24 protein-coding genes are annotated in these 25,453 nt (G+C 29.6%); 4 read left to right on the forward strand and 20 right to left on the reverse strand.

Annotated elements, in window-relative coordinates; genetic code table 11:
* Positions 1-4 precede the first annotated feature (4 nt).
* From CS899_RS08605 to dnaX, 4 genes are all read right to left on the reverse strand, one after another.
* Positions 5-988 (reverse strand): aromatic ring-hydroxylating oxygenase subunit alpha, encoded by a 984-nt coding sequence (locus CS899_RS08605; RefSeq protein WP_100065782.1) that lies wholly within the window; start codon positions 986-988, stop codon positions 5-7.
* Positions 989-1,052: 64 nt separating this feature from the next.
* Positions 1,053-1,652, reverse strand: a complete 600-nt coding sequence (recR, locus tag CS899_RS08610) for a recombination mediator RecR (RefSeq protein ID WP_100065783.1) — start codon at positions 1,650-1,652, stop codon at positions 1,053-1,055.
* Positions 1,653-1,663: 11 nt separating this feature from the next.
* Positions 1,664-1,999 (reverse strand): YbaB/EbfC family nucleoid-associated protein, encoded by a 336-nt coding sequence (locus CS899_RS08615; RefSeq protein WP_100065784.1) that lies wholly within the window; start codon positions 1,997-1,999, stop codon positions 1,664-1,666.
* Positions 2,000-2,012: 13 nt separating this feature from the next.
* Entirely contained in the window at positions 2,013-3,674 is a 1,662-nt protein-coding gene (gene dnaX, locus CS899_RS08620) for a DNA polymerase III subunit gamma/tau (protein WP_100065785.1), read from the reverse strand.
* Positions 3,675-3,823: 149 nt separating this feature from the next.
* Between dnaX and CS899_RS08625 the strand changes: the two genes are divergently transcribed.
* Positions 3,824-4,834: an aldo/keto reductase gene (locus tag CS899_RS08625; RefSeq protein WP_100065786.1), complete on the forward strand. Its 1,011-nt coding sequence runs from the start codon at positions 3,824-3,826 to the stop codon at positions 4,832-4,834.
* Between the two features lie 178 nt (positions 4,835-5,012).
* On the opposite strand, the gene CS899_RS08630 is transcribed toward CS899_RS08625, so the two are convergent.
* The 5 genes from CS899_RS08630 to CS899_RS08650 form a co-directional block, all read right to left on the reverse strand.
* Positions 5,013-5,789 (reverse strand): ZIP family metal transporter, encoded by a 777-nt coding sequence (locus CS899_RS08630; RefSeq protein WP_100065787.1) that lies wholly within the window; start codon positions 5,787-5,789, stop codon positions 5,013-5,015.
* Positions 5,790-5,851: 62 nt separating this feature from the next.
* Positions 5,852-6,757 (reverse strand): radical SAM protein, encoded by a 906-nt coding sequence (locus CS899_RS08635; protein WP_100065788.1) that lies wholly within the window; start codon positions 6,755-6,757, stop codon positions 5,852-5,854.
* A gap of 71 nt (positions 6,758-6,828) precedes the next feature.
* Entirely contained in the window at positions 6,829-9,303 is a 2,475-nt protein-coding gene (locus tag CS899_RS08640; RefSeq protein ID WP_100065789.1) for a S24 family peptidase, read from the reverse strand.
* A gap of 153 nt (positions 9,304-9,456) precedes the next feature.
* Complete coding sequence (locus tag CS899_RS08645) at positions 9,457-10,476, reverse strand: PTS sugar transporter subunit IIC (RefSeq protein WP_100065790.1); 1,020 nt, start codon at positions 10,474-10,476, stop codon at positions 9,457-9,459.
* Positions 10,477-10,607: 131 nt separating this feature from the next.
* Positions 10,608-10,886: a GNAT family N-acetyltransferase gene (locus tag CS899_RS08650; protein ID WP_100065791.1), complete on the reverse strand. Its 279-nt coding sequence runs from the start codon at positions 10,884-10,886 to the stop codon at positions 10,608-10,610.
* Positions 10,887-11,230: 344 nt separating this feature from the next.
* Here CS899_RS08650 and CS899_RS08655 point away from each other — a divergent pair, with 344 nt between their 5' ends.
* Positions 11,231-12,085, forward strand: a complete 855-nt coding sequence (locus CS899_RS08655; RefSeq protein ID WP_100065792.1) for a YitT family protein — start codon at positions 11,231-11,233, stop codon at positions 12,083-12,085.
* A gap of 29 nt (positions 12,086-12,114) precedes the next feature.
* Here CS899_RS08655 and CS899_RS08660 read toward each other — a convergent pair whose 3' ends face one another.
* The 5 genes from CS899_RS08660 to CS899_RS08680 all read right to left on the reverse strand — a co-directional run bounded on the left by CS899_RS08660 (position 12,115) and on the right by CS899_RS08680 (position 16,730).
* Entirely contained in the window at positions 12,115-12,822 is a 708-nt protein-coding gene (locus CS899_RS08660; protein WP_207204779.1) for an ABC transporter ATP-binding protein, read from the reverse strand.
* 5 nt (positions 12,823-12,827) lie between these two features.
* Entirely contained in the window at positions 12,828-13,616 is a 789-nt protein-coding gene (locus CS899_RS08665; protein WP_100065794.1) for an ABC transporter ATP-binding protein, read from the reverse strand.
* Positions 13,609-14,601 (reverse strand): branched-chain amino acid ABC transporter permease, encoded by a 993-nt coding sequence (locus CS899_RS08670; RefSeq protein WP_100065795.1) that lies wholly within the window; start codon positions 14,599-14,601, stop codon positions 13,609-13,611. Before CS899_RS08670 ends, CS899_RS08665 begins: the two co-directional genes overlap by 8 nt.
* Position 14,602: 1 nt before the next feature.
* Positions 14,603-15,490, reverse strand: coding sequence for a branched-chain amino acid ABC transporter permease (locus CS899_RS08675; protein ID WP_100065796.1), 888 nt, complete (start codon positions 15,488-15,490; stop codon positions 14,603-14,605).
* Between the two features lie 73 nt (positions 15,491-15,563).
* A complete protein-coding gene (locus tag CS899_RS08680; RefSeq protein ID WP_100065797.1) occupies positions 15,564-16,730 on the reverse strand; it encodes an ABC transporter substrate-binding protein in 1,167 nt (388 codons plus the stop codon).
* Between the two features lie 335 nt (positions 16,731-17,065).
* Here CS899_RS08680 and CS899_RS08685 point away from each other — a divergent pair, with 335 nt between their 5' ends.
* Positions 17,066-19,024, forward strand: coding sequence for a fructose-1,6-bisphosphatase (locus CS899_RS08685; RefSeq protein WP_100065798.1), 1,959 nt, complete (start codon positions 17,066-17,068; stop codon positions 19,022-19,024).
* Between the two features lie 83 nt (positions 19,025-19,107).
* Here the strand turns inward: CS899_RS08685 and CS899_RS08690 are convergent, their stop codons facing one another.
* Positions 19,108-19,332 (reverse strand): hypothetical protein, encoded by a 225-nt coding sequence (locus CS899_RS08690; protein ID WP_100065799.1) that lies wholly within the window; start codon positions 19,330-19,332, stop codon positions 19,108-19,110.
* Positions 19,333-19,337: 5 nt separating this feature from the next.
* Positions 19,338-19,862, reverse strand: coding sequence for a hypothetical protein (locus CS899_RS08695; protein WP_100065800.1), 525 nt, complete (start codon positions 19,860-19,862; stop codon positions 19,338-19,340).
* A gap of 283 nt (positions 19,863-20,145) precedes the next feature.
* Between CS899_RS08695 and CS899_RS08700 the strand changes: the two genes are divergently transcribed.
* Positions 20,146-21,483: an esterase/lipase family protein gene (locus CS899_RS08700; protein WP_100065801.1), complete on the forward strand. Its 1,338-nt coding sequence runs from the start codon at positions 20,146-20,148 to the stop codon at positions 21,481-21,483.
* A gap of 32 nt (positions 21,484-21,515) precedes the next feature.
* Here the strand turns inward: CS899_RS08700 and CS899_RS08705 are convergent, their stop codons facing one another.
* The 4 genes from CS899_RS08705 to CS899_RS08720 form a co-directional block, all read right to left on the reverse strand.
* Complete coding sequence (locus tag CS899_RS08705) at positions 21,516-22,649, reverse strand: glycerate kinase (protein WP_100065802.1); 1,134 nt, start codon at positions 22,647-22,649, stop codon at positions 21,516-21,518.
* A gap of 28 nt (positions 22,650-22,677) precedes the next feature.
* Complete coding sequence (locus tag CS899_RS08710) at positions 22,678-24,051, reverse strand: GntP family permease (RefSeq protein WP_100065803.1); 1,374 nt, start codon at positions 24,049-24,051, stop codon at positions 22,678-22,680.
* Between the two features lie 110 nt (positions 24,052-24,161).
* The gene (locus tag CS899_RS08715) at positions 24,162-24,914 is read right to left on the reverse strand and encodes an alpha/beta hydrolase family protein (protein ID WP_100065804.1); all 753 of its coding nucleotides are present in this window, start codon (positions 24,912-24,914) and stop codon (positions 24,162-24,164) included.
* A 1-nt stretch (position 24,915) separates the two neighbouring features.
* Complete coding sequence (locus CS899_RS08720; protein ID WP_100065805.1) at positions 24,916-25,401, reverse strand: GNAT family N-acetyltransferase; 486 nt, start codon at positions 25,399-25,401, stop codon at positions 24,916-24,918.
* Between the last annotated feature and the right edge of the window lie 52 nt (positions 25,402-25,453).

The following is a 25,453-nucleotide window of genomic DNA, read 5'->3' on the forward strand; positions in this document are numbered from 1 at the left end:
ACCTTTAACTTTCAATATCATTTTTCTTTATGTTTTTTAACTCTTCTCTTCTTTTTCTATATTCTATTATCGGCTTATCTCCTACCAATAACTTTTCTCCTACTTTTAAACCAGATGCCTTCGGTTTTTGTGTTATTACAACTCTTTTGTCCTGTTTTTGTACTATATTATTAGCAAACTTTCCAAACCATGATATTATGCTGTCTACTATTCCTATTCCCGTTATAGAGTTGTAAAATCTTAAATATAATTTCGTGTTAGAATCATCTATTGGAGCAAAAAATATCATTATTAATATTTTGTCTGATACGTGGTTAAGCCATATATTTGGATATTTAAACGTCAAGTTTGTATCTTTTATAATACTTTCTTCTGGTTTTAAAGGTTGTTGTCCATTGTCTAAATCGTTATTTGCACTTGTTTGTAATGTATTTTCGTCTATCCACGTTACTTTTGGTCCATTTACAAGTGTCTTATTTCCTCTACCTATTGTATTATGATGTACAAATGGCAAGTGAATAGTGTCTAATTGATTCTCTATAACCCTTGAATAATGAGCATTCCAAACGTCAGTTTTTTCTTTCATTTTTAAGTTGCTGTTTCTTATAACTTCAAAGTGTGGAGGTTGAATTGTAGGTTCTTCATCACCATACCAAATGAATATAATACCATCTTGTTCTACAACTTGATAAGATTTAACCTTAAATCTATTAAGGCTCTTTTGAAATGCTTTTCCCTCTGCTGGAATATATTTGCTACTTCCATCTCCTGCAAATTCTATTCCGTGAAACGGACATTGTATACAGTTATTTACTTTCTTTCCTTTACTAAGAGCAGCTCCTCTGTGACAACATTTATCTTCTAATACTTTCACTTTACCATTTTCTCTATACAGTACTAATTCTAAATTTAACCTCTTTAAACCTAATACTTTATCATTTTTTACTTCTTTTGAAGATGCTATTGCATACCATTGATTTAATATCACTGAATGCCCCCATTCTTTTTAATTGAAATTCCATATAAAACAAAAGCATGGTTTCCCATGCTTTTTAAATTTCTCTTCTATCTTCTAACGCCTTGTAAATAGACATTTCATCAAAGTATTCTAAACTAACACCTATGGGAACTCCATTTGCAATTTTAGACACTTTTACACCTAAAGGCTTTAATATTTCTGACAGAAAGTTTATTGTAAAATCTCCATCTACAGTTGGTGATAATGATAGTATAACTTCTTCTATTCCTCCAGCTTTTACTCTTTCTATAAGTCTTTCAATATTTAAATCTTCTGGACCTATGTCTGACATTGGAGAAATTAAACCATTTAAGACATGATATTGACCTTTGTACTCTCTAGTTTTTTCTAAAGAAACTATATTTGAACTATCTTCTACTACAACTATTGTAGTTTTATCTCTACTGTCGTCTGCACAAATGTCACAAATTTCTAAGTCAGTTAAATTGCCACAATTACTACAGTTGTGTATTTTTTCTTTTACTGACAGTAAAGCATCAACTAAACTTTGGACTTTTGCCTTGTCCATATCTACAATTTTAAAAGCTAATCTTTTTGCAGACTTTCTTCCAATTGTAGGTAAGCTAGATAGTTCTACTATCAAATTTTCTATTGGCTTTGGATATAATCCCATTTAATCACCTACTAAAATAAGCCAGGAATGTTCATTCCTCCAGTGAATTTGCCCATTTCTTTCTCACTTGTTTCTGACACTTTACTAAGTGCATCGTTTACTGCTACTATAATTAAATCTTGTAACATTTCTACATCGTCAGGATCTACAACTTCTTGGTCTATATTAACAGATACTAATTCTTTTTTACCGTTAACTGTTACTTCTATACTTCCACCACCAGCTGTTGCTGTAAATTCAGTTTCTTCAAGTTTTGCTTGAGCTTCCTCCATTTGTTTTTGCATTTTTTGCATTTGTTTCATCATATTATTCATGTTTGGCATTCCGCCTTTTGGAAATTTAGCCATAATTAAATACCCCCTATATAATTTCTATGTTTTCTTCACCAAATAAATCTTGAATTAATTTTAAATTCTGTTCTTTTCTACTTTGGTTTATTTCATTGTAATTCGATTCTACTGTAATGTAGACATCGTGTTCTTCGTCTATAACTTCTTTTACTATATTCTTTATTATACCAATATTTGAACAAACTAGCTTCATAGAAGTGTCTTCTGTTCTAAATAGTATAACAAGCCTTTTCTTGTCGTCTATAAATCTGTATGTTGATTTTTTTATAAAACCTTTTAAAATTGGAGTTGGTAATTTTCCAACGATTTCTTCCCAATATTCAGTTTCTTTGTATTTGTCTAAACCTTCTTTTTCTTCAACTGCCTCTTCTTGCGAGGTTTCAGCTTCTTTTAATGGTTTATCTTCAGATCTCTTTTCTTTCTCTTCTAAAGTTTTTTCAACTTCTTTTTTAGAATCTTCTTTTATTGTAGCCTTTTTGTTTTCAGGCTCTTTGGATATTTTTTGTAAATCTTCAACTTTTAAATTAGATATCTTTTTTTCCAATTCTTTCACTTTATCTTCTAAAAAGTTTATTTTAGATTTAAAGCTATTGTAATTCACATAGTCTATTAACCTTGTAACTAGAAGCTCTCCTAGTATAACAGGATTTTCTGTAGTCTTCAATTTTACTTCAAATTCCATTAATATATCTATGGACTCAACTATTTGATTTAATCCTATTAATTTTGCTTGTTCTTTATATTTTTCAATATATACACTACTAGCTTCAACATAATTTTCCAGTTTATTCTTTACCAAAAGCAAATTTCTATAGTGAAGTGATAAATCTTTAAATATATTTGCTATTACTTTGCCACTTGATACTTCTTCAAATCTTTCTAGCGTTTTGTCAAAATCTTTTGAAATAATAGCATCCACCAAAGTAAAAAGCTTGTCTTTATCTACTAAACCCAAATCTTCTTCTAAGTCTTTTACTGTAATTTTGACTTTACCCAGTGAAATAACTTGATCTAATGTACTTAGTGCATCCCTCATTGCTCCATCTGCTTCGTTAGCAATAATATTGACGGCTTCACTTTCTATTTCAATGTTCAAGTCTTTTGTTATATTCAAAATATTTTCTTTTATGAATTCAGTATCTAACCTTTTAAATTCATATCTTTGACACCTTGAAAGAATTGTTTGTGGAATTTTTTCAATTTCTGTAGTTGCTAAAATGAATACTAAATGTTTTGGTGGCTCTTCCATTATTTTTAAAAGAGCATTAAAACCTTCATTTGTAATCATATGTGCTTCATCTATTATATAGACTTTGTATTTTAAATTTGCTGGTGGATAAATTACCTTATCCCTCAAATCTCTAATATCTTCTATACGTCTATTTGATGCTGCATCCATTTCAACTATGTCGAAAGTTTCTTCACTTAGTATGGTTTCACAGTTTTCACACTCATTACAAGGTGAACCATCCTTTGGATTGAGACAGTTAATAGCTCTGGCAAATATTTTTGCACAACTTGTCTTACCTGTTCCTCTAGTACCTGAAAAGATATATGCATGACCTATTAAATTGTTTTTTACTTGATTTTTTAAAACCTCAGTAACTTGGCTCTGACCTAAAACTTCGTCAAAAGTTTTGGGTCGATATTCTCTATAAATAGCTTTACGCAAAAAACAACCCCCTTAATAACTTGCTTTATTATTATATCATAGGTAGTTAAATATTTTAATTCTATAATCTTTTGTATTTTTATATGAATTATATATTCTTCACTAGAACTTTTCTATATTATTACTTATAATGATAGTAGGGTGATATTATGGAAAAAAGAATACTTGGAAGAACAGGATATGAAGTATCTGTTATTGGTTTTGGGGGAATTCCTATTCAAAATGTAGATGAGAAAACTGCTATTAGTTTAGTTGAGGAAGCTCATAAACAAGGAATTAACTTTATAGATACTGCAAGGGGATACAACGAAAGTGAAAAACTACTAGGAAAGGCTCTTGAAGTAGTAGGAAGAGATAAGTTTTACATAGCTACTAAGTCCATGCAAAGAACTTATGAAGGAGTTCTTGAAGAATTAAAAACTAGTATGGAAAATTTGAAAGTTGACTACATAGATCTTTTTCAGTTTCACAATGTTAGTAAAGAACCTGAATTTGAAACAATTTTTAGTGAAAATGGCGCTTTAAAGGCTATTAAGGAAATGAAAGAAAAAGGCATAGTAAGAGAAATAGGTGTTACTAGCCACAGTGTGGATATGTTAGATAAGCTAATAGATACTGATGAGTTCGCAACTATACAATTTCCTTACAATGCTGTCGAAGACCAAGCAACAAAGGCTTTTGCAAAAGCAAAAAAGAAAAATATTGGTGTAATTACTATGAAACCACTTGCTGGTGGTGCTATTCCTCTAGGTGAAATTTGTCTAAGGTACAATTTAGAAAATGAAAATGTAACTTTGGCTATTCCTGGAATGGATAGTATAGAACAAATAATTGAAAATACTAGTGTTGGAAATAATCCTAGGAAACTTACTGACGAAGAAAAAGCTAAGTTGCAAGATACTATAAAAGATCTTGGAACAAACTTCTGTAGAAGATGTGGTTACTGTGCTCCTTGTTCTGTTGGTATAGATATTCCTGCTAATTTCTTAATGGAAGGTTACTACTCAAGGTATGATTTAAAGGACTGGGCCATGACTAGATACAACTCTATGGAAAAAAATGCTAAAGACTGTATTCAGTGTGGAGATTGTGAACCAAGATGTCCTTATGATTTACCTATTATAAAAATGTTAGAACACGTTGCAGAAACATTGGTGTAAAAGAAGTCCTATTTTATAGGACTTTTTTATATTATTCAATGTCATTTAAATTAAACGTTGTGAGTTTATCATTCACATTGTTATTACTAAGTTTATACTCTTCTTATTAATTTTATTATTATATATTTAAGATATTTTATTATATTACATAAAAAAAGAGCCTACTGCTCTTTTTGTTTTATCCAAGTGCTACATCTAAAATCATCATTAGTGTAAATCCTACTGCAAAGCCTATTACTGCAATATTTGAATGTCCACCTTCTGCTGATTCTGGTATTAGTTCTTCTACTACTACATATATCATTGCTCCTGCAGCAAAAGACAATAAGTAAGGTAGTACTGGCTCTACAAGACTAGCTGCAAGTATTGTAAGTCCTGCTCCTATTGGTTCTACAATACCACTTAAAGATCCATAAATAAACGACCTATTCTTTGTTAGTCCCTCACTTCTAAGGGGCATTGATATTATTGCTCCTTCTGGGAAATTCTGAATGGCTATTCCTATTGCAAGTGATAGCGCTGCTGAAAAAGATATTGATGCATTACCAGAAATATAACCTGCATATAGTATTCCTACTGCCATTCCCTCAGGTATATTGTGCAATGTTACTGCCAATATGAGCATTGTGCTTTTTCCAAAATGTGATTTTAATCCCTCTGGCTTATCTTCTCCTGCGTGGATATGTGGTATTATTTTGTCTAATATTAACAAAAAGAAAATTCCTAACATAAACCCTACTGCTGCTGGTATAAACGAAAGCTTACCCATATCTTTAGACAAGTCCATTGCTGGTATTAAAAGTGACCATACAGATGCTGCAACCATTACTCCTGCTGCAAATCCTAGAAGTGTTTTGTGTAATGTGGCATTCATCTCTTTTTTCATAAAATACACGCATGCCGAACCTAATGTTGTACCTAAAAATGGTATTAATAAAATAAATAACATCTCCATATTTTTTCCTCCTTAATATCAGAGTCTTTTATTATAATATATTTTTTACTTTTTCTAAATACTTAATTTTCATAATCAGCTATTTTTCTTTTTATTTTCTCTAGTAATATATCTTTGTGTTCCGGAAGCCTCCCCTTTATAGCTATAACATTATTTTTATGAGTTGCATTAAACATTGTATTTTCCATTTTTAATTTAGATAGTAGCAAATATTCTTCTTTTAAAGACTCTAATGGTGTAAGTCTTTTAAACTCTTTATTTTTTACAAGTTCTAAAAGTGGTGCATTTGGAAAATAAACCAAATTTACTACTATTATTTCAAATGGTTTTACTAAATTTAAGAGCTTAGACGTTTCTTCTGCCTTTTCATTAGAGTATTTTTTTCCTCCAAATCCTAACATTATATATGCAGAATAATTTATTTTAGCTTTCTCTAACATTTTCATAGCTTCTAAATTCTCTTCTGCTGTTACTCCTTTTTCTTGTAACTTCAATATAGTATTTGAACCAGATTCTACTCCAACTGATAAATTATCGTACCTATTTTCTTTTAATATTTTAAGTTCTTCTTCTGTTTTTCTAAGAATATCATCTGCCCTTGTAAATGAACTTATATATTTTACTTCTTTAAAGTATTTTACTATTAATTTTGATATTTCAAGTAGATACTCTGTTTTTAATACAAAGGGATTTCCTCCTAGTAATACCACTTTTTCTATTTTTCTCTTACTATATTCATTTATATACTGTAATTTTTTTAAGTTTTCTTCTATTAATTCTAATGGCAATTTTTTAAACTGTATATTTTTATTAAGCCCGCAATACAAACATTTATTATAGCTACAGCCTACTGTAACTGGCAAAAACAAATCCCTGCTTTCAGGCATTGGAACATACAATTTGTTGTTATAAGGGCTATAAACCTCTTTTTTATATTTTTGAATTTTTTCTATAATTTTATTATCCATTTTTTCACCCTGTTTTATTATTACCCAAATAAATATAAAAGAGCCTTTGGGCTCTTTTATATTGTGTGAATTTATATATACTCTACTTCTTCCTCAATTTCTGATGGTAGTATAACTCTAACAACTTTCCCTTGTATCTCAAAATTATCACTCTCTCCAACTTTAATAGGTTCATATTTTTCATTCAAAGATATCCACTCTTCTTTACCTAGTTTTTTGCAATAATTCTCTCCATTTAAGAAAAATACACCTATATCTCCCTCTCTCACCTCTTCTTGTTTATTAATTATTGCTATACTACCATGTAATATATCAGGCTCCATACTATCTCCAGAAATCCAAACTGCAAAGTCACTGTCTATATCATCTATTCTTATAACTTCTTGTTTACTATCTTCGCTACTAAATGTTCCCTTTCCAGCAGAAGCTGGCAATTCAAACAATTCAATTTTTTTCTTAATTTTATTTGTAGGATAATCTTTTTCTATATCTTTATCACAGCTTTTTATAACATAGTCTGGTATTACCTCAAATTCTAAAGGATTTAACTGAAACAAATAGTCATTTTCTATATGAAATGTTTCATTCACAAACTTTTTAATAACTTTATTATCACTATTTTTGTTCCTTAAAATTCTATATATGTGCAATTTTTCATAATTTGAGTTTGATGTTTGATATCTTTCAAGAAGATAATCTTTATCGTGCATTTTTTCATAGTATTCATAATAATCGAAATCTGGAATATAAGTTTTAATATGCTCAGTAGCTATGTTTATTTCTTCTTCTGTCATGTTTGTTTTTCTATTACCTTCTATTATTACAGGGGTACTTCTTTTATCTTTAAAAAGATTGGACAATAGTTGCCAAGCATTTCCTTCTTTGTTTTTTTCTAATTCTACTAATCTACGCATGTAAATCATTTTACTTATTATATTATCTTCAGATTCTATATTTTCTTTTGCTATTGAAATAAATGATTTTATATCTTCTTTTTTTACTTCTTTTATTTCCAATATTCCCTTTTTATTTTCTATATAGTTAGCCACAGCTCCTTTTTCAGGAAGTTCATTATATATCATGTCAATAATGGTATTAAATTCATGTGTTAATAATATAACGGTTTTATTTTTAAATGAATTATCTTCTTTAAATAATTTATGTAAAATTGCATATTTCTTATTTCCATCAAAAGAAGATATTGGATCGTCTAATATAATTACGTCTGGATTGTTTTTTAAAGTTTTATACATAAATAAGACTAGAGCAAATGCATTACGTTCACCATAACTTAGGTGTAAATCAGCTTCATTTATACTTTTATCCATATTTAAATGTTTTAATTTTAGCTTATGAGGCTCTCCTCCCTCTTCTTCCAGTGAAACTTTATATTTGTATCCTGCATATTCTAAAAATCCATTAATTTCCTTTGAATATTTATTTATAGTATCTTTTACAATCTTATTCTGCTCGCCTACTGCTTTTTGTAATTCAACTATTCTCGAAATAAGATTATCTATTTTACCATTTATAATATTAATTTTACTTATTGTATGTTCTGAATTAAGATGATGCAAAGTATCTAAATCTACTTTATACTTTGAAATTTCTTCTATTACTTTTTTTACACCTTTTAAAGTTGGATAGCTCAAGTTATTAATTTTCACTAATTTATCTTGTAAATCAACTACTTCTTTGTTTACTTCTACTAAGTAATCTAATTGTTCATCTGACATTCCTGATATATTATTTGAAATCTCTTTTATTTCTTTATTTGTAGACTCTGAAAAATAGTTTTTTAAATTATCAAATACTTCTAAAAGTTTATTTAAATGTCCTATCTCTATAGGATTAAATTCTTTTGATACTTTTTGTATAGTTTCCTTGATATTTTCATTAGTTTTTTCTGCACAATATGGACATGTATCTGTAATATCCATAAAATTATTACCAGATAAATGCCATTTAATCCATTTTACATTTGTACCTTCTTTAGTGTTTTCCACATATTTTTTATATGCTTGCAATTCCTCAGGGATATTATATATTTTATTTCCTTTTCCTATAGCTTTGTACATTGAGCCTGCCTTTGAATAACCTTTTTTAGACTTTCCAAATCCATTTATAAAAATGTAAAAATTCGCTATTAAGTTATTTAAATCAGAATCATTTTCAAATATTTCTTTAGCATCTTTAACTAATTTTTCTATTTTTTTAAATTGATTTTTATACTCATTACTGTTAATAAATATATCAAAACTATCTTTTACCAGTTCATCTGGTTGAAACAAAAATTGAGATACAAAATCTTCATCAAAAATATCAATTTTTCCTATATTTTTATTTCCTTCTACATCAGGTTTATTTTCTTTATTAATAGAATCCATGTATTTAAAAGGACATAAACTTTCAATCTTATTCATGATGGCTTTAGCTATAGTTGATTTTCCCGTTCCATTTATAGCATAAAATATATTCAATTTGTTCTTTGCTATTTTAACTTCTCCATAATCAATATTATTACAATTTTTAATTATAATATTCATAGTATTTTCCTACCTTTAGTTATATTATATTACCTTCCACAAAGTTTATTTAATTATAAATTATATTTTATAATATATCAATTAATCTTATTTGTATTTTTGTTTCTCTACAATAAAAAAGCTAAAAGGATATTTCCCTTTAGCTTTCTGTTTTTAATTTGGAAGTTTTAAGTCCCCATCTTTTATCCAGTTTATCTTGTATAGTACTTTATAAGCTACAAAGGATATTACTGCTGGTAAAAATATTTGCAGTAGCAATATTGAACTAAATATATAGCTACTTGAATAATTTTCAGACATTGCGTTAAATGTTCCTATTTGTCCTACTATTCCACTTGTTCCCATTCCTGAACCAAGTGGTGTATTTTCCATTTTAAATAAAACCGTAGCTACTGGTCCTAGTATTGCAGATGATACTATTGAAGGAATCATTACTTTCCAATTCCTCATTATGTTTGGCATTTGAAGCATTGATGTTCCAAGACCTTGAGCTACAAATCCTTGAAGTCCATTTTCTTTAAATGATATTACTGCAAATCCTACCATTTGACAACAACATCCTATTGTCGCTGCCCCTCCTGCTATGCCAGACAAGGACAACATCATACAAAGTGCAGCTGATGATATTGGTAGTGTTAATACTATTCCTACTACTACTGACACAAGTATTCCCATTATTATTGGCTGAGTTGTTGTTGCAAACATTACAAATTCTCCAATTTTTATCATTACATAATCTATTGGAGGTCCTATAAATTTTGAAATCATAACCCCGACTAATACTGTAACTACTGGAGTAACCACTATGTCTAATTTTGTTTCTTTTGATACTATTTTCCCAAATTCAACTGCGAAAATAGTCGATATGTATACACCTACTGGTCCTCCTAGTTTATAACCTGCTATTCCTACTACTGCCGAAGAAAAGAGCACTAAGTCTGGTGCTTTCAAAGCATATGCTATTGCTACTGCTATTGCAGCTCCTGTTGCTTCTTGTGCTACTGGCCACAAGTCTTTTGTTAGAAATTTTATATTAAATTCTTGTCCTACTGTATTTAATATTGTTCCTACCAAAAGTGATGCAAAAAGTCCATAAGCCATTGCTCCCATTGCATCTATAAAGTACGTTTTCGGCTTTAATATTATGTTTTTTCTTTTTAAAAATTCTTTCATTTCTCCCTCCTAACTATTAACATTATACTCTAATTTCTTTAATAAGTCTATGTACTTTGATATTTTTTGTTATTCTTTAAATAAAAAAAGAGATATCTCTATCTCTTCTTTCTAGTAGTTGTTATTATTCTTTATTTCTTATATTCATATTTTTGATATTCTGGATTTTTGTCAAACTCTCTTTTTACAAATGGGCAAAGAGGAATAATTTTTATATTATTTTCTTCTACATATTCTATTCCTTTTTCTAACATTTTTTGTGCAATTTTTTGTCCTCTATAAGCTTCGTCTACAAAGGTATGATCCATTATAATAAGATCTTTTAATGAAGATGAAAAAGTAAGTTCCCCTATTTCCTTATCACCATCTAAAGCTACTATTCTCTTGTCTTCTAGTTTATATTCTACCATGTCCACTCCTTGTAATTAAAGATATTATTCTTATTTAAGTTTATATTTAAGTGCTTCTGACGGGCATTTATTTATTACTTCTTTTATTATCCCAATTACATATAAATTTCCTCCAATTTAATATACCCTTTTTCATCTAATATAATCCTAATTCGTAGTAATTCTATGTCTTCATTACACTCTACTGTACATAGGATATTATAAATTTTCTTTTATACTATTGCTCTTTAACATATTACCGTACTCTAACTACTGATAATTTATCGTTTATTATATTACAATCTTCTCATATTTTATGATATAATACTTCTATAATTTTATATTGTTTTAAGGATGGATTTATTATGAAAAATATAAACAAGGAATATTTCTATAATTTATTTGCTATGATTCTAGGAACTTTTCTTATAGCTTTTGGTATTAATATTTTTTTCATACCTTTTGAAATCGTTTCTGGTGGTATGAATGGTGTAAGTGTTTTGTTGTATCATCTATTTGGTATATCTGCTGATATAACTTTACTTGTTTCAAACTTCCCTCTACTTTTATTAAGCTTGTTATTTTTAGGTAAAAAATATACTTTAAATACTGTTTTTTGTTCTTTTTTACTCCCAGTTTTTGTGAAATTTATTAGTTTCATAAAACCTTTTGAGGGTGATGCTATACTAGCTGCTATTTTTGGAGGCTTACTAACTGGTGCTGGAATTGGCATTGCTTTTAGAGTTGGTGCTTCTACTGGTGGAACGGCTATTATTCAACAGATTTTACATGATTATTTAAAAGTTCCTCTTGGAACTGCGGTAGTTATTATAGATGGTTTGGTTTTAATGTCTGCTTTTATCTTTTTTGATGTTTCAACAGGACTTTATTCGTTGATTTCATTGTTTATAATTGGAAAAATGGTAGATATTGTTCAGTCTGGAGGAAGACCTGCCAAGACTTGTTTTATTATTTCTGAAAAAACTGAGGAATTAATTTATGAATTAACTATCCCTCTCTATTTAGGAGTTACTATTTTAGATGGAAAAGGTGCTTTTTCTAGAAAAGACAAGGATGTTTTACTTTGTACTTTTCCTGAAAAAACTATCGTTGCTGTAAAAAAAGCTATTTACAAGATAGATCCTAAAGCATTTTGTATTATTGTTGATACTAGGGAAGTACTTGGAAATAGATGGGGTAATTTTATACAAAACAAATAAAAAAGACATACTGAGTATGTCTTTTTTTGTTATGCTCCAAGGTAAGCTTGCTTTACTCTCGGATTTTCTGCTAATTTTTTGGCATCTCCTTCTAAAGAGATTCTGCCAGTTTCTAGTACATATGCTCTATCAGATATTCTTAAAGCCATTTTAGCATTTTGCTCTACAAGTAATATTGTAGTTCCTAGCTCGTTAACTTTTTTTATAGTGTTAAATATTTCTTTTACAAATAATGGTGAAAGTCCCATTGATGGTTCATCTAATATTAGCAGTTTTGGTCTAGACATTAATGCCCTTCCCATTGCTAACATTTGCTGTTCTCCTCCTGAAAGAGTTCCTGCTATTTGTTTTTTTCTCTCTCTCATCCTTGGAAATACATCATAAAAGTTTTTTCTATCTGCTTTTAAGTTTTCAATAGAATCTCTTATTGTATATGCCCCTAACCTAACATTGTCACTTACTGTAAGGTCTGGAAATACTCTTCTTCCTTCTGGAACTTGAGCTATTCCTAGTTTTACTATATTGTGAGCTCTTTCTTTTGTTATATTTTTACCATTGAATGTTATTGTCCCTGCACCTGAACGTATTAATCCAGATATAGTTTGAAGTGTTGTCGTTTTACCTGCCCCATTTGCACCAATTAAAGATACTATTTCTCCTTCGTTTACTTGTAGGTCTATTCCTTTAATTGCATGTATATTTCCATAGTATACATTTAAGTTTGAAACTTCTAGCAATGCCATTACTCATCCCCCTCTTCTTCATCATCAGAACCAAGATAAGCGGTTATTACTTCTTTTTTATTAACTACTTCCATAGGGTCTCCCTGTGCAATTATGTTTCCTCTATCTAAAACTATTAATCTCTCACAGATACCTAGTACGAGTTTCATATCATGCTCTATAAGAACTATTGCTATGCCAAATTTTTCTTTTATTAACTTTATGGTATCCATTAACTCTTCTGTTTCTTTAGGGTTCATTCCTGCTGCTGGTTCATCTAAGAATAATACTTTTGCTCCTGTTGAAAGAGCCCTTGCTATTTCAAGTTTCCTTTGTCTACCATAAGGCAAATTTCCCGCCATATAATTTGCATATTTTGCTAAGTCAAAAATCTCTAAAAGTTCCATAGCTTTTTCTCTTGCTTCTTTTTCTTCTCTCCAATATCTTGGAAGTCTAAATGTTCCAGCTAGATATCCATATTTCATATTGAAGTTATTAGCTACTACTACATTGTCTAGTACTGTCATATTTTCAAATAATCTAATATTTTGAAAAGTTCTAGCCATTCCATATTGAACTAATTTATAGGGCTTTTCTCCATTTATTTTTCTTCCATTGAATTCATACTCTCCAGATGTAGGTTTGTAAACTCCTGTAAGTATGTTAAATACAGTTGTTTTACCTGCCCCATTTGGTCCTATTAAACCTAGTAATTCATCTGATTTTAGCTCTAAGTTAAAATCTGTAACTGCTTTTAGTCCTCCAAAGGCGATTGAAATGTCTTTTGCTTTTAATATTGTGTTACTCATTCAACCTACCTCCACTATCTTTATTCCCTTTTATTTTTACTCTTATAAAGTCTATTATTTTTGTTATTTGGAATTCTTTTCTTCCAAGTAATCCTGTTGGTCTAAATATCATCATGAAGATTAATAACAAAGCATAAACTATCATTCTGTATTGGTCGAATCCTCTAAGCACTTCTGGAAGTATAGTAAGTACGATAGCTGACAACGTAGCTCCTGTAAATGAACCCATTCCTCCAAGTACTACCATTACTAATATATTTATAGAATTGTTGTAGTTGAAATATTTCGCTGTAATATTTCCCATATTTTGTGCATACATTCCACCTGCTATTCCTGCAAACATAGCTGATAGTGCAAATGCAAATACTTTATAATATGTTGTGTTTATTCCTACTGCATCACTTGCTATTTCGTCTTCTCTTATTGCTAGTACTGCTCTCCCGTGTCTTGACGTCATTATTGAGTACATTATTATTACAGAAAGTATTGTTATTACAAATATTGTTGTAAAGTCCATATATCTAGGTATTCCTGTCAAGCCTTGCGCTCCACCTGTAAAGTCAAAATACTCTATTAGAACTCTAATTATTTCTCCAAATGCTAGTGTAATTATTGCAAGATAATCTCCCTTTAATCTAAGTCCTGGTATACCTATTACTATTCCTACTAACAACGCTATTATTCCACCTACTATAAGTGAGGCTATATATCCAGGAAGTCCTTGTAGAACCCCTGACTTCATAAATAGTGATGCTGTATATGCTCCTATTGACATAAATCCAGCATGTCCAAGGGTTATTTGTCCTAAGCACCCTACTGTTACATTTAAACTAACTGCTAGTATTATATTTATACAAATAATATTCATTATTCCCAGTTCATATCTTCCAAGTACACCTGACTGATTTAATAAAAATATTAAGAAATATAATATAACTATAAAGGCTGCTGTTAATACATATGAAATTTTCTTTGTTGCTGTCATATTACACTTTCTCCTTAATATTTTGTCCAAGTATTCCCGTTGGTTTGACTAACAATACTATTATTAAAATTCCAAATACAAATGCATCTGCTAATTGTGATGATATATAAGCTGTTGTAAGTGCTTCTACTAATCCTAGTATCACACCACCTAGTACTGCTCCTGGTATATTTCCAATCCCTCCTAGTACCGCTGCAACAAATGCTTTAATTCCAAGCATTGAACCCATTGTAGGCTCTAATTTTGGATATGCTGACAAATAAAGAATACTCCCTACTGCTGCTAATGCACTTCCTATTGCAAATGTAAGTGATATTGCATGATTTACATTTATTCCTACTAATTTTGCTGCTCCTTCATCTTGACTTGTTGCCCTTATCGCTTTACCAAATTTAGTTTTTCTTAAGAAAAGTTGTAATAATACAGTCAAGGCTGCTGTTACTAAAATAGTTATTATTACACTAAAATTTATAGAAAGTCCCGCTACTTTTAACGGCTCTACATTGAATACTTTTGGAAATGACTGTGGATTTGGTCCTATAAATGTCATTACAAGGTTTTGTAATAGCAAACTAACTCCTATTGCTGTTATTAAATTTGATATTCTTGGTGAATTTCTAAGTGGTGTATATGCCACTTTTTCTATTAACATTCCAAGTATTGCACAAAATACTACTGCTGGTATTACTGCTAACCATATTGGAAGCCCCATGCTATTTAACATTGGTATACTAAATAGCGATACATATGAACCAATCATAAGTATATCTCCATGTGCAAAGTTTATAAGTTTAGCTACACCGTAAACCATTGTATATCCAAGTGAAACTAAAGCATATATACTTCCTATTTGAAGCCCATTTATAATTTGAAGTATTAATTCCTTCATATAATCTTCCTTTCTATTTAATAAAAGCCATCTCATTGTATAGAGATGGCTTTTATTAAAAACCTATATTCTTTTATTCTGGTTTAACTACACTATCTAAAGTATATTTACCATTAACTATTTTTATCATTGATACTGATTTTACAGGATTGTTATTTTTGTCAAATTTCAAGTTTCCTGTAACACCGTCAAAGTCTATTGCTTTCATAGCTTCAATTATTGCTTCTTTATCTGTTTTTCCAGCTTTTTCTATTGCTTCTTTATAGATATAGGCTGCATCATATCCTAATGCTGCAAATGATGATGGATCTTCATTATATTTTTCTTTGTATGCTTTTACAAAGTTTTGAACTTTTTCATTTTCGTCATGAGTTGAGTAATGATTTGTAAACACATCACCTTCTACTGAAGCGTATGCTGATTTATCTAATTGTTCTATTACTCCGTCCCAACCATCTCCACCGATTAGTGTAGCATCTATTCCAACTTCTTTAGCTTGTTGAGCTACTAATGAAATTGTATTGTAATAATCTGGTACTACTACTACTTCTGGGTTTGATGATGCTATTTTTGTCAACTGAGCTCTAAAGTCCGTTGCTTTATCTGGGTATGACTCTTGTGCAACTACTTCCATTCCTAATTCTATTGCTTTTTCTTTATATGCTTTTGCTATACCATCAGAGTAATCTGATGAGTTATTTGTAAGTATTGCAACTTTTTTAGCTTTTAATGTATCGTTTGTATATTTTGCTAGTATTTCACCTTGGAATGGATCTGTATAACAAACTCTAAATACATTTGCTCTACCTTCTGTTATTCCAAGTTGTGTTCCTGTCGGTGTAAGTAAAGGCATGTTTTCTTCAACTGCTGGTTGTGCTACTGCTTCTGATGGTGCTGATGTTACTGCACCTATAACTGCTATAACTTCTTCTGATACTAATTTGTTAAAGGCATTAACTGCTTCTGTATTATCCCCTTTATCGTCTAAAACATTGTATTCTACTTGTTTACCTAAAATACCACCATCTTTATTTATCTCTTCAAAAGCTAACTTTGCACCATTTGTAGCTGTAACTCCATAAATTGCTAAATCTCCTGTAAGTGGAGCTATTCCACCTATTTTTATTTTGTCTGATTCTTTTCCTGAGTCCTTTTTTGAATCTTCTTTTCCTACACAGCCTGTGAATAAAAGTGCCATTACTGTGAAAGCCGAAATAATTTTTAATATTTTTTTCTTCATAAATAATACCTCCCCAATGTATGTGATAATGTCTAATATTATAACAAATAAATTAGAACTTTACCATACTAAATATTATATTTTTAAAAACAAATTAATTATTTATTAACAGCTTTGTGAAATAAACCTCAATTTAGGTTAATATTTCAACAACCTTTTATTAATGTCGTTTTTAGATTCTGTATATTTATTCATAATATCGTTACTATTTCAATACCACAATGTATTTATATTTAATAATCGATGAATTTTTATATTTATTTCCAAATTTATACCTTAACTACTTTCATATTTCGCGTTTTTTTTATATGATATAGGTATCTAGGAGGAAATAAATGGCAGACTTAAAATATTTGAAATTATTATCTAAGGAATATAATTCTATTGAAAAAACTATTAGTGAAATTGTAAAACTTAAAGCTATTTCTGTACTACCTAAGGGCACTGAATACTTTTTAAGCGACCTTCACGGAGAGTACTCCTCATTTATTAGAATTTTACGTTCAGCCTCTGGTAATACTAGGCAAAAAATTTCTCAGGAATTTAAATATGACTTAACTGAGGATGAAATGAACGAACTTTCTAACCTTATATACGAACCGTCAAGTTTTATTACTTTAATGATAAAATCTAAAGATTTTACAACTAGTTGGGTTAGAAAAACTATTTTTAATTTAATAAAACTTTTAAAAGTTGTTACTTCTAAATATTCTAGAGGGAAAGTACGAAGCAAAATGCCCGAAGCTTATAGGGAATTAATTGACGAAATGCTTCATATTGACTATGTTACTTTAAATAAACAAGACTATTTCGATACTTTAATAGATACAATAATAAATATAAATGCTTCTAAAGAATTTATCTCAACTTTATGCCATTTAATACAGGATGTGTCTGTGGATTGTTTACATATAGTTGGAGATATTTATGACAGGGGACCTAGACCGGATATTATTATGGATGTTTTAATGGAACACCCTAATATAGATATACAGTGGGGAAACCACGATATTATTTGGATGGGTGCAGCTCTTGGAAACAGAGCTTTAGTCGCAAATGTAGTTAGAATCGCTTTAGGTTACAACAACTTCGACTCCTTGGAAGATGGATATGGTATTAACTTAAGACCTCTTTACTCTTTTGCTGTAGAAACTTACAGAGATGACCCTTGCAAAAGATTTATGCCAAAGATTGTCGATGAAAACAAATATTATAGTGTAAATAAATATGCTACTGCTAAGATGCACAAAGCTATATCTGTTATTCAATTTAAATTAGCTTGCCAAACTTTAGATAGAAATCCTGAATTTAATATGGATTCTAGAATGACTTTACGAAACATAGATTTTGAAAAGAAAGTTTACATTGCTGAAGATGGTGTGGAATATCCTCTTTTAGATGATAATTTTCCAACAGTTGACCCTGAAAATCCTTGTAAATTAACACCTGAAGAGTTTGAAGTAATTGACTGTTTAAACACTTCTTTCAGACATAGTGAAAAATTGCAGACTCACTTGAAGTTTCTTTTAGACAAAGGTAGTGTTTACACGGTTATGAATTCAAATCTGCTTTTCCACGGATGTATTCCTATGGAAAAAGATGGAAGTTTTAGAAGTTTTAATTATAATGGAAAAGAATACAAGGGCAAAGAACTAATGGACTTTTTTGATTCAAAGGCTAGAGAAGCTTCTTACTTACCTAGGTCTATGTATTCTAAGGAAAGAGAAAAAGTTTTAGATTTGTATTGGTATATGTGGTGTGGCCCTATTTCTCCACTATTTGGAAAACATAAAATGTCCACATTTGAAAACTTCTTTATAGGTAGAGAGCTTCCTATTAGTAAAGAAATATCTGATCCATATTTTAAACTTAGCAAGGAAGAAAAATACGTTGACGAGATTTTTGAAGAGTTCGGATTAAACCCTGACACTTCACATATTATTAACGGTCATATTCCTGTTAAGTTAAAAGATGGTCAAAAGCCTATTTCAGCTAATGGTAAAATGTATGTTATAGATGGAGGTATTTCTAAGGCTTACCAACCAAAAACAGGTATTGCTGGCTATACTCTAACTTTTAACTCTCACTACTTAGCTCTTGCTGAACACAGCAATTATGAAGTTATGGAGTCTGTTCATGGAGCATACACACCTAAACTGTATATTACTGAAAGATTCCCCGAAAGGATACTTGTAAGAGATACTGATGAGGGTAAAGAAATAGAAAAAATAATTGAAGACTTAACTGAATTATTTAATGCTTATAAATTAGGAACTATTAAAGAAAGTTCTTAATTGTATAACAAGTTTTTTATAAATATTAAAATTTTATATATCATGTTTTATCATAAAAAATAAAGTAACCAATTAAGGTTACTTTATTTTCTAAACATTTCATTTATTAAATCTAGTATATCTTCATAAGTCTTGCCAGTAATAATCGCGTATAATGCTATTGCCATTACAATTAGCTCTGCTATTAATTTTAATGGTTTAAATACATATCCATTACCTGATTTCTTGTTTTTTTGGTATGAATAATACTCAAAAACCAACAGCCCCAACGGAATAATAAATAATAAATACGTCATAGTTTTATCCATATTCACTAATCTCCTACTTTCTCTCTTAATTTTTCAAACTCTTTACTTTGAGAATATTTAATCTCATAATCATTGCTATCAGGTATCTCCTGATTATAAACTTGCACACTGTGCAATAATTTGCCATTTACATCATGGAATAGATAATTGATTTGATAAGGAGATATCTCTTTCATAGATAATTGTTCTAACGAAAACTCTCCTATTAAAGAAGCTTTTTCCTCCTCTGGTGAATATTCATAAAGCAATAAACTATCTTTATCATCAGTAAAAACTATTGCATAAGAATAATACGTAGTCACTTTTAAAACTAAACTTACTTGCTTTATAAAATGACCATTTACTATATTTTTTTCCTGAATTTTTGGATCCAAAGGCAACAAAATACCTATTAACCTTTGTTTCATCTCTAAGTCCATTTTTGCTTTTTCTCCAGACTCATCCTCAAAATATTCCTTATATCTTTTGTTGCAAATTATCGAATATCCTATAACGAGAGCAAATATCCCCCCCATAATAAAAAATACCATTTCATCACCTCTGAATTTATAGCAATTTATATAATTGTTCTTAGAGCTTACATAAAATGCTTTATAATTATACTATTTTTTTATCATATTTGTAAATAATTTAGTATTCTTTTAACACTTAATTATTTATTATGATATAACTTTATGTATTATTTATTAATTTTTTACTAATTTACACATTTTTAATACTTAAAAATAAACTATTAAATAATATACTTTCAAAACCCAACCAGCATTTTATTATGTTATAATATATATTATTTATTATAAGGATAGGAAGTATATGAATATTTTAAAAAACCTTTTTTCAAATTTAATTTTAATTTTAACTACTAATATTTTTTTAATTGTATCTTATTACCAATTATCTATACCAATTAGCATTTTACTAGTTGTTGTGTCCCTTGTTTTTTATTTGTTAACTAATATTTCTAATTTTGGTATAGATAAAAATTTACCAAAATCTTTAAAAACTTTGCAAAAAGGAAATAATCTAATTTTGTCTTCCTTTATTTTAGTAATAGTTAATAGTTTTACATTAATTTACTCTAATTTCAACTTAATACCTCCTATAACTAGAGCTTTTTGGGTTATCCAACTCGTAGTTTCTATACTTTTAATTTTAGGAATGATTATAAATAGTCTTTTTAGACTGTATGTATCTTCTCTTCAACTAGGAATAAAAAAGAGAGTACTTTTTATAATATTCTGGTGGATACCTGTTGTTAATATTTACTTTTGGATTGATGTTTTTAAAACTACTTTTAGTGAATTTAAAGTGGAAAAAGAAAAATTTTACTTAAATGAATCTAGAAAGAATTTAGAAATTTGCTCAACTAAATACCCTATACTTCTAGTTCATGGTGTATTTTTTAGAGATAGCAACTACTTTAATTACTGGGGTAGAATTCCAAAAGAATTAGAAAAAAATGGCGCAAAAATATTTTATGGAGACCAAGAATCAGCTGGTTCAATTGAAGATTGCGGAAAACAAGTAGCAAAGAGAATCAACGAAATTGTAGAACAAACTGGTTGTGAAAAAGTAAATATTATTGCTCATTCTAAAGGTGGACTTGACTCGAGATATGCCATTTCAAACTGTGGTGTAGCTTCAAAAGTTGCTACTTTAACTACTATTAACACCCCTCACTATGGTTGTGACTATGTAGATTACCTTTTTGAAAAAGTTCCAAGTAAAATCATAAATAAAATAGCTAAAACTTACAATTTCACTTTAAAAAAGGTAGGAGATAAAAACCCTGACTTTATTACTGCAATTACTAATTTAACCAAAAGTTATATTGAAGAGTTTAATAAATCTAATCCTAACTCCAGTGATGTTTATTACCAAAGTTTTGGTTCTATTATTGAAAAGTTAAAAAAGGATAAAAGAAAGAAATTTCCTCTTAATTTGTCTTTTTTATTTATAAAGTTTTTTAATAAATCAAATGACGGACTTGTGTCTTTAGATTCTATGAAGTGGAATAATTTTACTTTCGTTGATGAAACTGGTTTATCTCACGCTGATATGATTGATTTATTTAGGGAAAACATAGATGATTTTGATATTAGAGAGTTTTATGTAAAATTAGTTTCTGACTTAAAGGAAAGTGAATATTAAAAAGGAAATAGTCTCCTATTTCCTTTTTTTGTTTACTTAGTCATTTTATAGACTCTAATTATTTGTTTTATTGTACTTTTTAAATTTTTAATAGCAAACTCTTTTTTCATTGCTTCTTCTAAAGCTACAGGTTTTGGCGTAATGCTAAAGTAAGCATCTATACCTTCATCATTTATTTTTTCAACATCTTTTCCTAATGAGCCTGCTATTGCTATGGTAGAAACTCCATATTTTTTGGCAAGTTTTGCTATACCACTTGGAGCTTTTCCCATCATAGTTTGATGGTCAATTTCACCTTCTCCTGTTATAGCTAGGTCAGCTGTTTTTATGTCTTCTTCTAAGTTTAAAAATCTTGTTATTATATCTACTCCTCTTACTAAATTCCCATTTAGTAATGCTTTGAAGGCATATCCTAAACCACCTGCTGCACCTACTCCTTCAAGGTTTTCAAATGATGTTTTGTATTTATCTGTAACTATTTTAGAAAAGTTTTTAGCCCATAAGTCCAACTTTTCAATATCTTCTTGAGTTGCACCTTTTTGTGGTCCGTAAATATTTGCTGCACCTTTTTCTCCATATAGAGGATTATTTACATCACAAGCAATTTCAAATAGAGATTCTTTTATTCTTTTATCTACATTTTCATCATCTATATAGCAAATATTTTTTAAATCTCTTCCAAATATTCCAACTTCTTTTTTATTTTTATCTAAGAATTTATATCCTAATGAGCTGAGCATTCCAATTCCTATATCATTAGTTGCCGAGCCACCTATTCCAATTATAAACTCTCTATAATCTCTGTCTAGAGCGTCTTTTATTATTTCTCCAAGACCATAAGTTGTAGTATTTAGAGGATTTCTGTCTTTCTTATCCACTAAAGTAAGACCTGATGAAGAAGCCATTTCGATAATAGCTTTTTCGCCTACTACTCCATACCTTGCAACTACTTTATCTGTTAATGGACCTGTTACTTCAATATCTATAAATTCACCATTTAAACCTGTTACAAGAGCAGAAACTGTTCCTTCTCCTCCGTCTGCTAATGGTTTTACTACTACTTTACAAGTTGGTATTTCTTCAAGTATTACCTCTTTAATTATTTCTCCTGCTTCTATGGATTCTAAACTTCCTTTAAAAGAATCTACAGATATCACTATTTTCATAATTTACCTCCAAATATATTTTAAGTTTCTATCCTAAAAACATATTTAGAACAAATACTGTAGCCATTCCTGCAAGTCCCATAATTAATGTCATTGGTGTTTGAGTTTTATATCCTTCCTCTGCTTTTAAGCCACCTAAATTTGTTACTACCCAGAAGTATGAGTCATTTGCATGAGAAACTGTCATAGCGCCTGCTCCTATTGCAAGTACTACAAGCACTGCTGTCATTGGACTTGTAAGTCCTAGTGCTGACATCATAGAATGTGGGTCTGTGTACATTCCCATAATAGCAGATGTTGTTGTTAGTGCTACAGTTGAAGAACCTTGAGCTGTTTTTAATATTGCTGAAATTAAGAACGGGAAGAATATTCCTACTTTGCTTAATACTTCTGCATTTGCTTCTATGTATTCAACAAATCCTGCTGTACTAATAACTTTCCCTAAAACTCCACCTGCTCCTGTTATGAATAATATAGGTCCTACAGTTCTTAATGTTTCTTCTGTTATCTTATTAAATTTGTCCATAGTCTTAGTGCTCAATAATAAGAATACTGAGAAAATAACTCCTGCTGCCAATGCTATAACTGGAGTTCCTAAAAACATGATAATATTTGAACCTGTTCCTGTGTATTTAGCCATTTGTACTATTGAGGAAGCTGCCATCAATATAATAGGAACTATAATTGGTGCTAAACTTAGAAATCCATTAGGAAGTTCGTGTTCTTTCATTATTTTCTTATAATCTTCCATTATTTTCTCGTTTGAAATTTCATCGCTAGATTTTATAGTCGGTCCTATTTTTTTTGCAAAAAGATATGCTAATATCATTCCTGGTATAGAAACTAGCACTCCCATAACTATAACCATAAGTAAATTATTTTCAACTCCAATATTTCCCGCTGCTGCTATTGGTCCTGGTGTTGGCGGAACATATACATGTGTTGAATATAGCCCTGCTGAAAGAGCTATTGTCATAGCAACAGAAGATGCTCCTGTTTTTCTTGCCATAGCTTTTCTTATAGGATTTAAAATTACAAAACCACTATCGCAAAATACTGGTACTGAAACAATCCAGCCCATAATCATTATTGCAAGTTCTGGTCTTTTTTCTCCTACTGCGTTAACAACCATATCTGCAAGTTTTATAGCCCCACCTGTTGCTTCTAATACTGAACCTATTAAAGCTCCAAGTATTATTACTATACCTATACTTGCAAAAGTTGCTGAAAAACCTTCCCCTATAACTCCTGGCATATCCTTCATAGGTATACCAACTACTAGTCCCATTATTAAAGCTATTCCCATAATAGCTAAAAATGGATGCACATTTAATTTTGTAATAGCTAATATCATTACTATAATAGATATTACAAATACTACTAATAACATAATTCCTGACATATAACTTCCTCCTTTAATATAATATGTGCGGGTACAAATCTATACCCACTTTTATTATATTTCATATACCAATTAGCGTAAATAAAAAAGATAATGTTTTAACATTATCTTTACTTTAAAAATTCATATATTTTTTCTATCATTGCTTCTCTTGCATCGTAGTCAGTAAAACTGTGGTCTGTATTTTCTATTTCTATATATTCTACTTTTCCTTTAAATGCATTTTTGGTTTTTATGCAAGTCTCTCTTGAAACTGATTCATCGTTACTTCCTCTAAATATTATTGTATCTCCTCTATATAACTTAGCTCTTCCATAAGGCTTGTATTTTTCCATATCGTCCATAAAAACCTTCTTTATCTTCAAACCAAAGTACTTTACTTCTTCTACTTCTTTGCCAAATGAATTATACATACTTAACAACGACTCGTACAAATCATTTGCTGGAGCAAGTAAAACCATTTTTTTAGGATTGTATTCACATGCTTTTAGTGTTGCAATTAGTCCGCCCATGCTATGTCCTATAATGAATATACTTTCTGTATTTACATGTTTGTCTTTTTTTACATAATCTACAATACAGTCCATATCGTGTATTTCACTAGTCAGAGTCATATTCTCAAATTCTCCATCTGACTCTCCTGTACCATTTAGGTCAAATCTAAATGTTGTAAAACCCTTCTTTGTAAAATACTTAGACATTTTTACAAAGAAAAAATTTCTCCCCATCTTATTTCCAGTATGGCCATGAATTATTATTATAGCTGGTAGTTTATCATGTTTTTCGACTTTATCTGGTAAATTTTGTACTCCTCTAAGTGTTAAATTATCTTCGTTTTCTATTTCAATATACTTATATTGCAATTTAAGTCTCCTTTTGTGCTACTTGTCTTAAACTTTCTCCCGTTAGTCTATAAGTGCTCCACTTGTCCATAGAAATTGCTCCCATTTTTTTGTAAAAATCTATTGCTGGTTTATTCCAGTCTAAACAAACCCATTCTATTCTTCCACAATTTCTCTCTATTGCTATTTTTGCAAGTTCCTTAAATATTATTTTACCATATCCTCTTCCTCTGTATTCTGGTTTTATATATAAATCTTCTAAATATATTCCAGACTTACCCATAAATGTAGAAAAATTATAAAAGAATAGACAAAAACCTATTGGTACATTATTTTCTTCTGCTATTAAAACCTCAACTCTTTCTTTATCAAAGACATGTTCTTCTATTAAGTCTTCAGTTGCTATTACATCATCTGTCATTTTTTCATATTCTGCCAATTCCTCTATGAACCCTAGTATTAAAGCTGTATCTTTTCTTGTTGTTTTTCGTAAATTAAATTGTTCCATTTCTCCTCCTATAAAATAAATCTTATAAATCATTATAATTGATAATCTCATT

Origin of the sequence: Miniphocaeibacter massiliensis (assembly GCF_900232905.1) — a bacterium.
GTDB lineage: Bacteria > Bacillota > Clostridia > Tissierellales > Peptoniphilaceae > Miniphocaeibacter > Miniphocaeibacter massiliensis.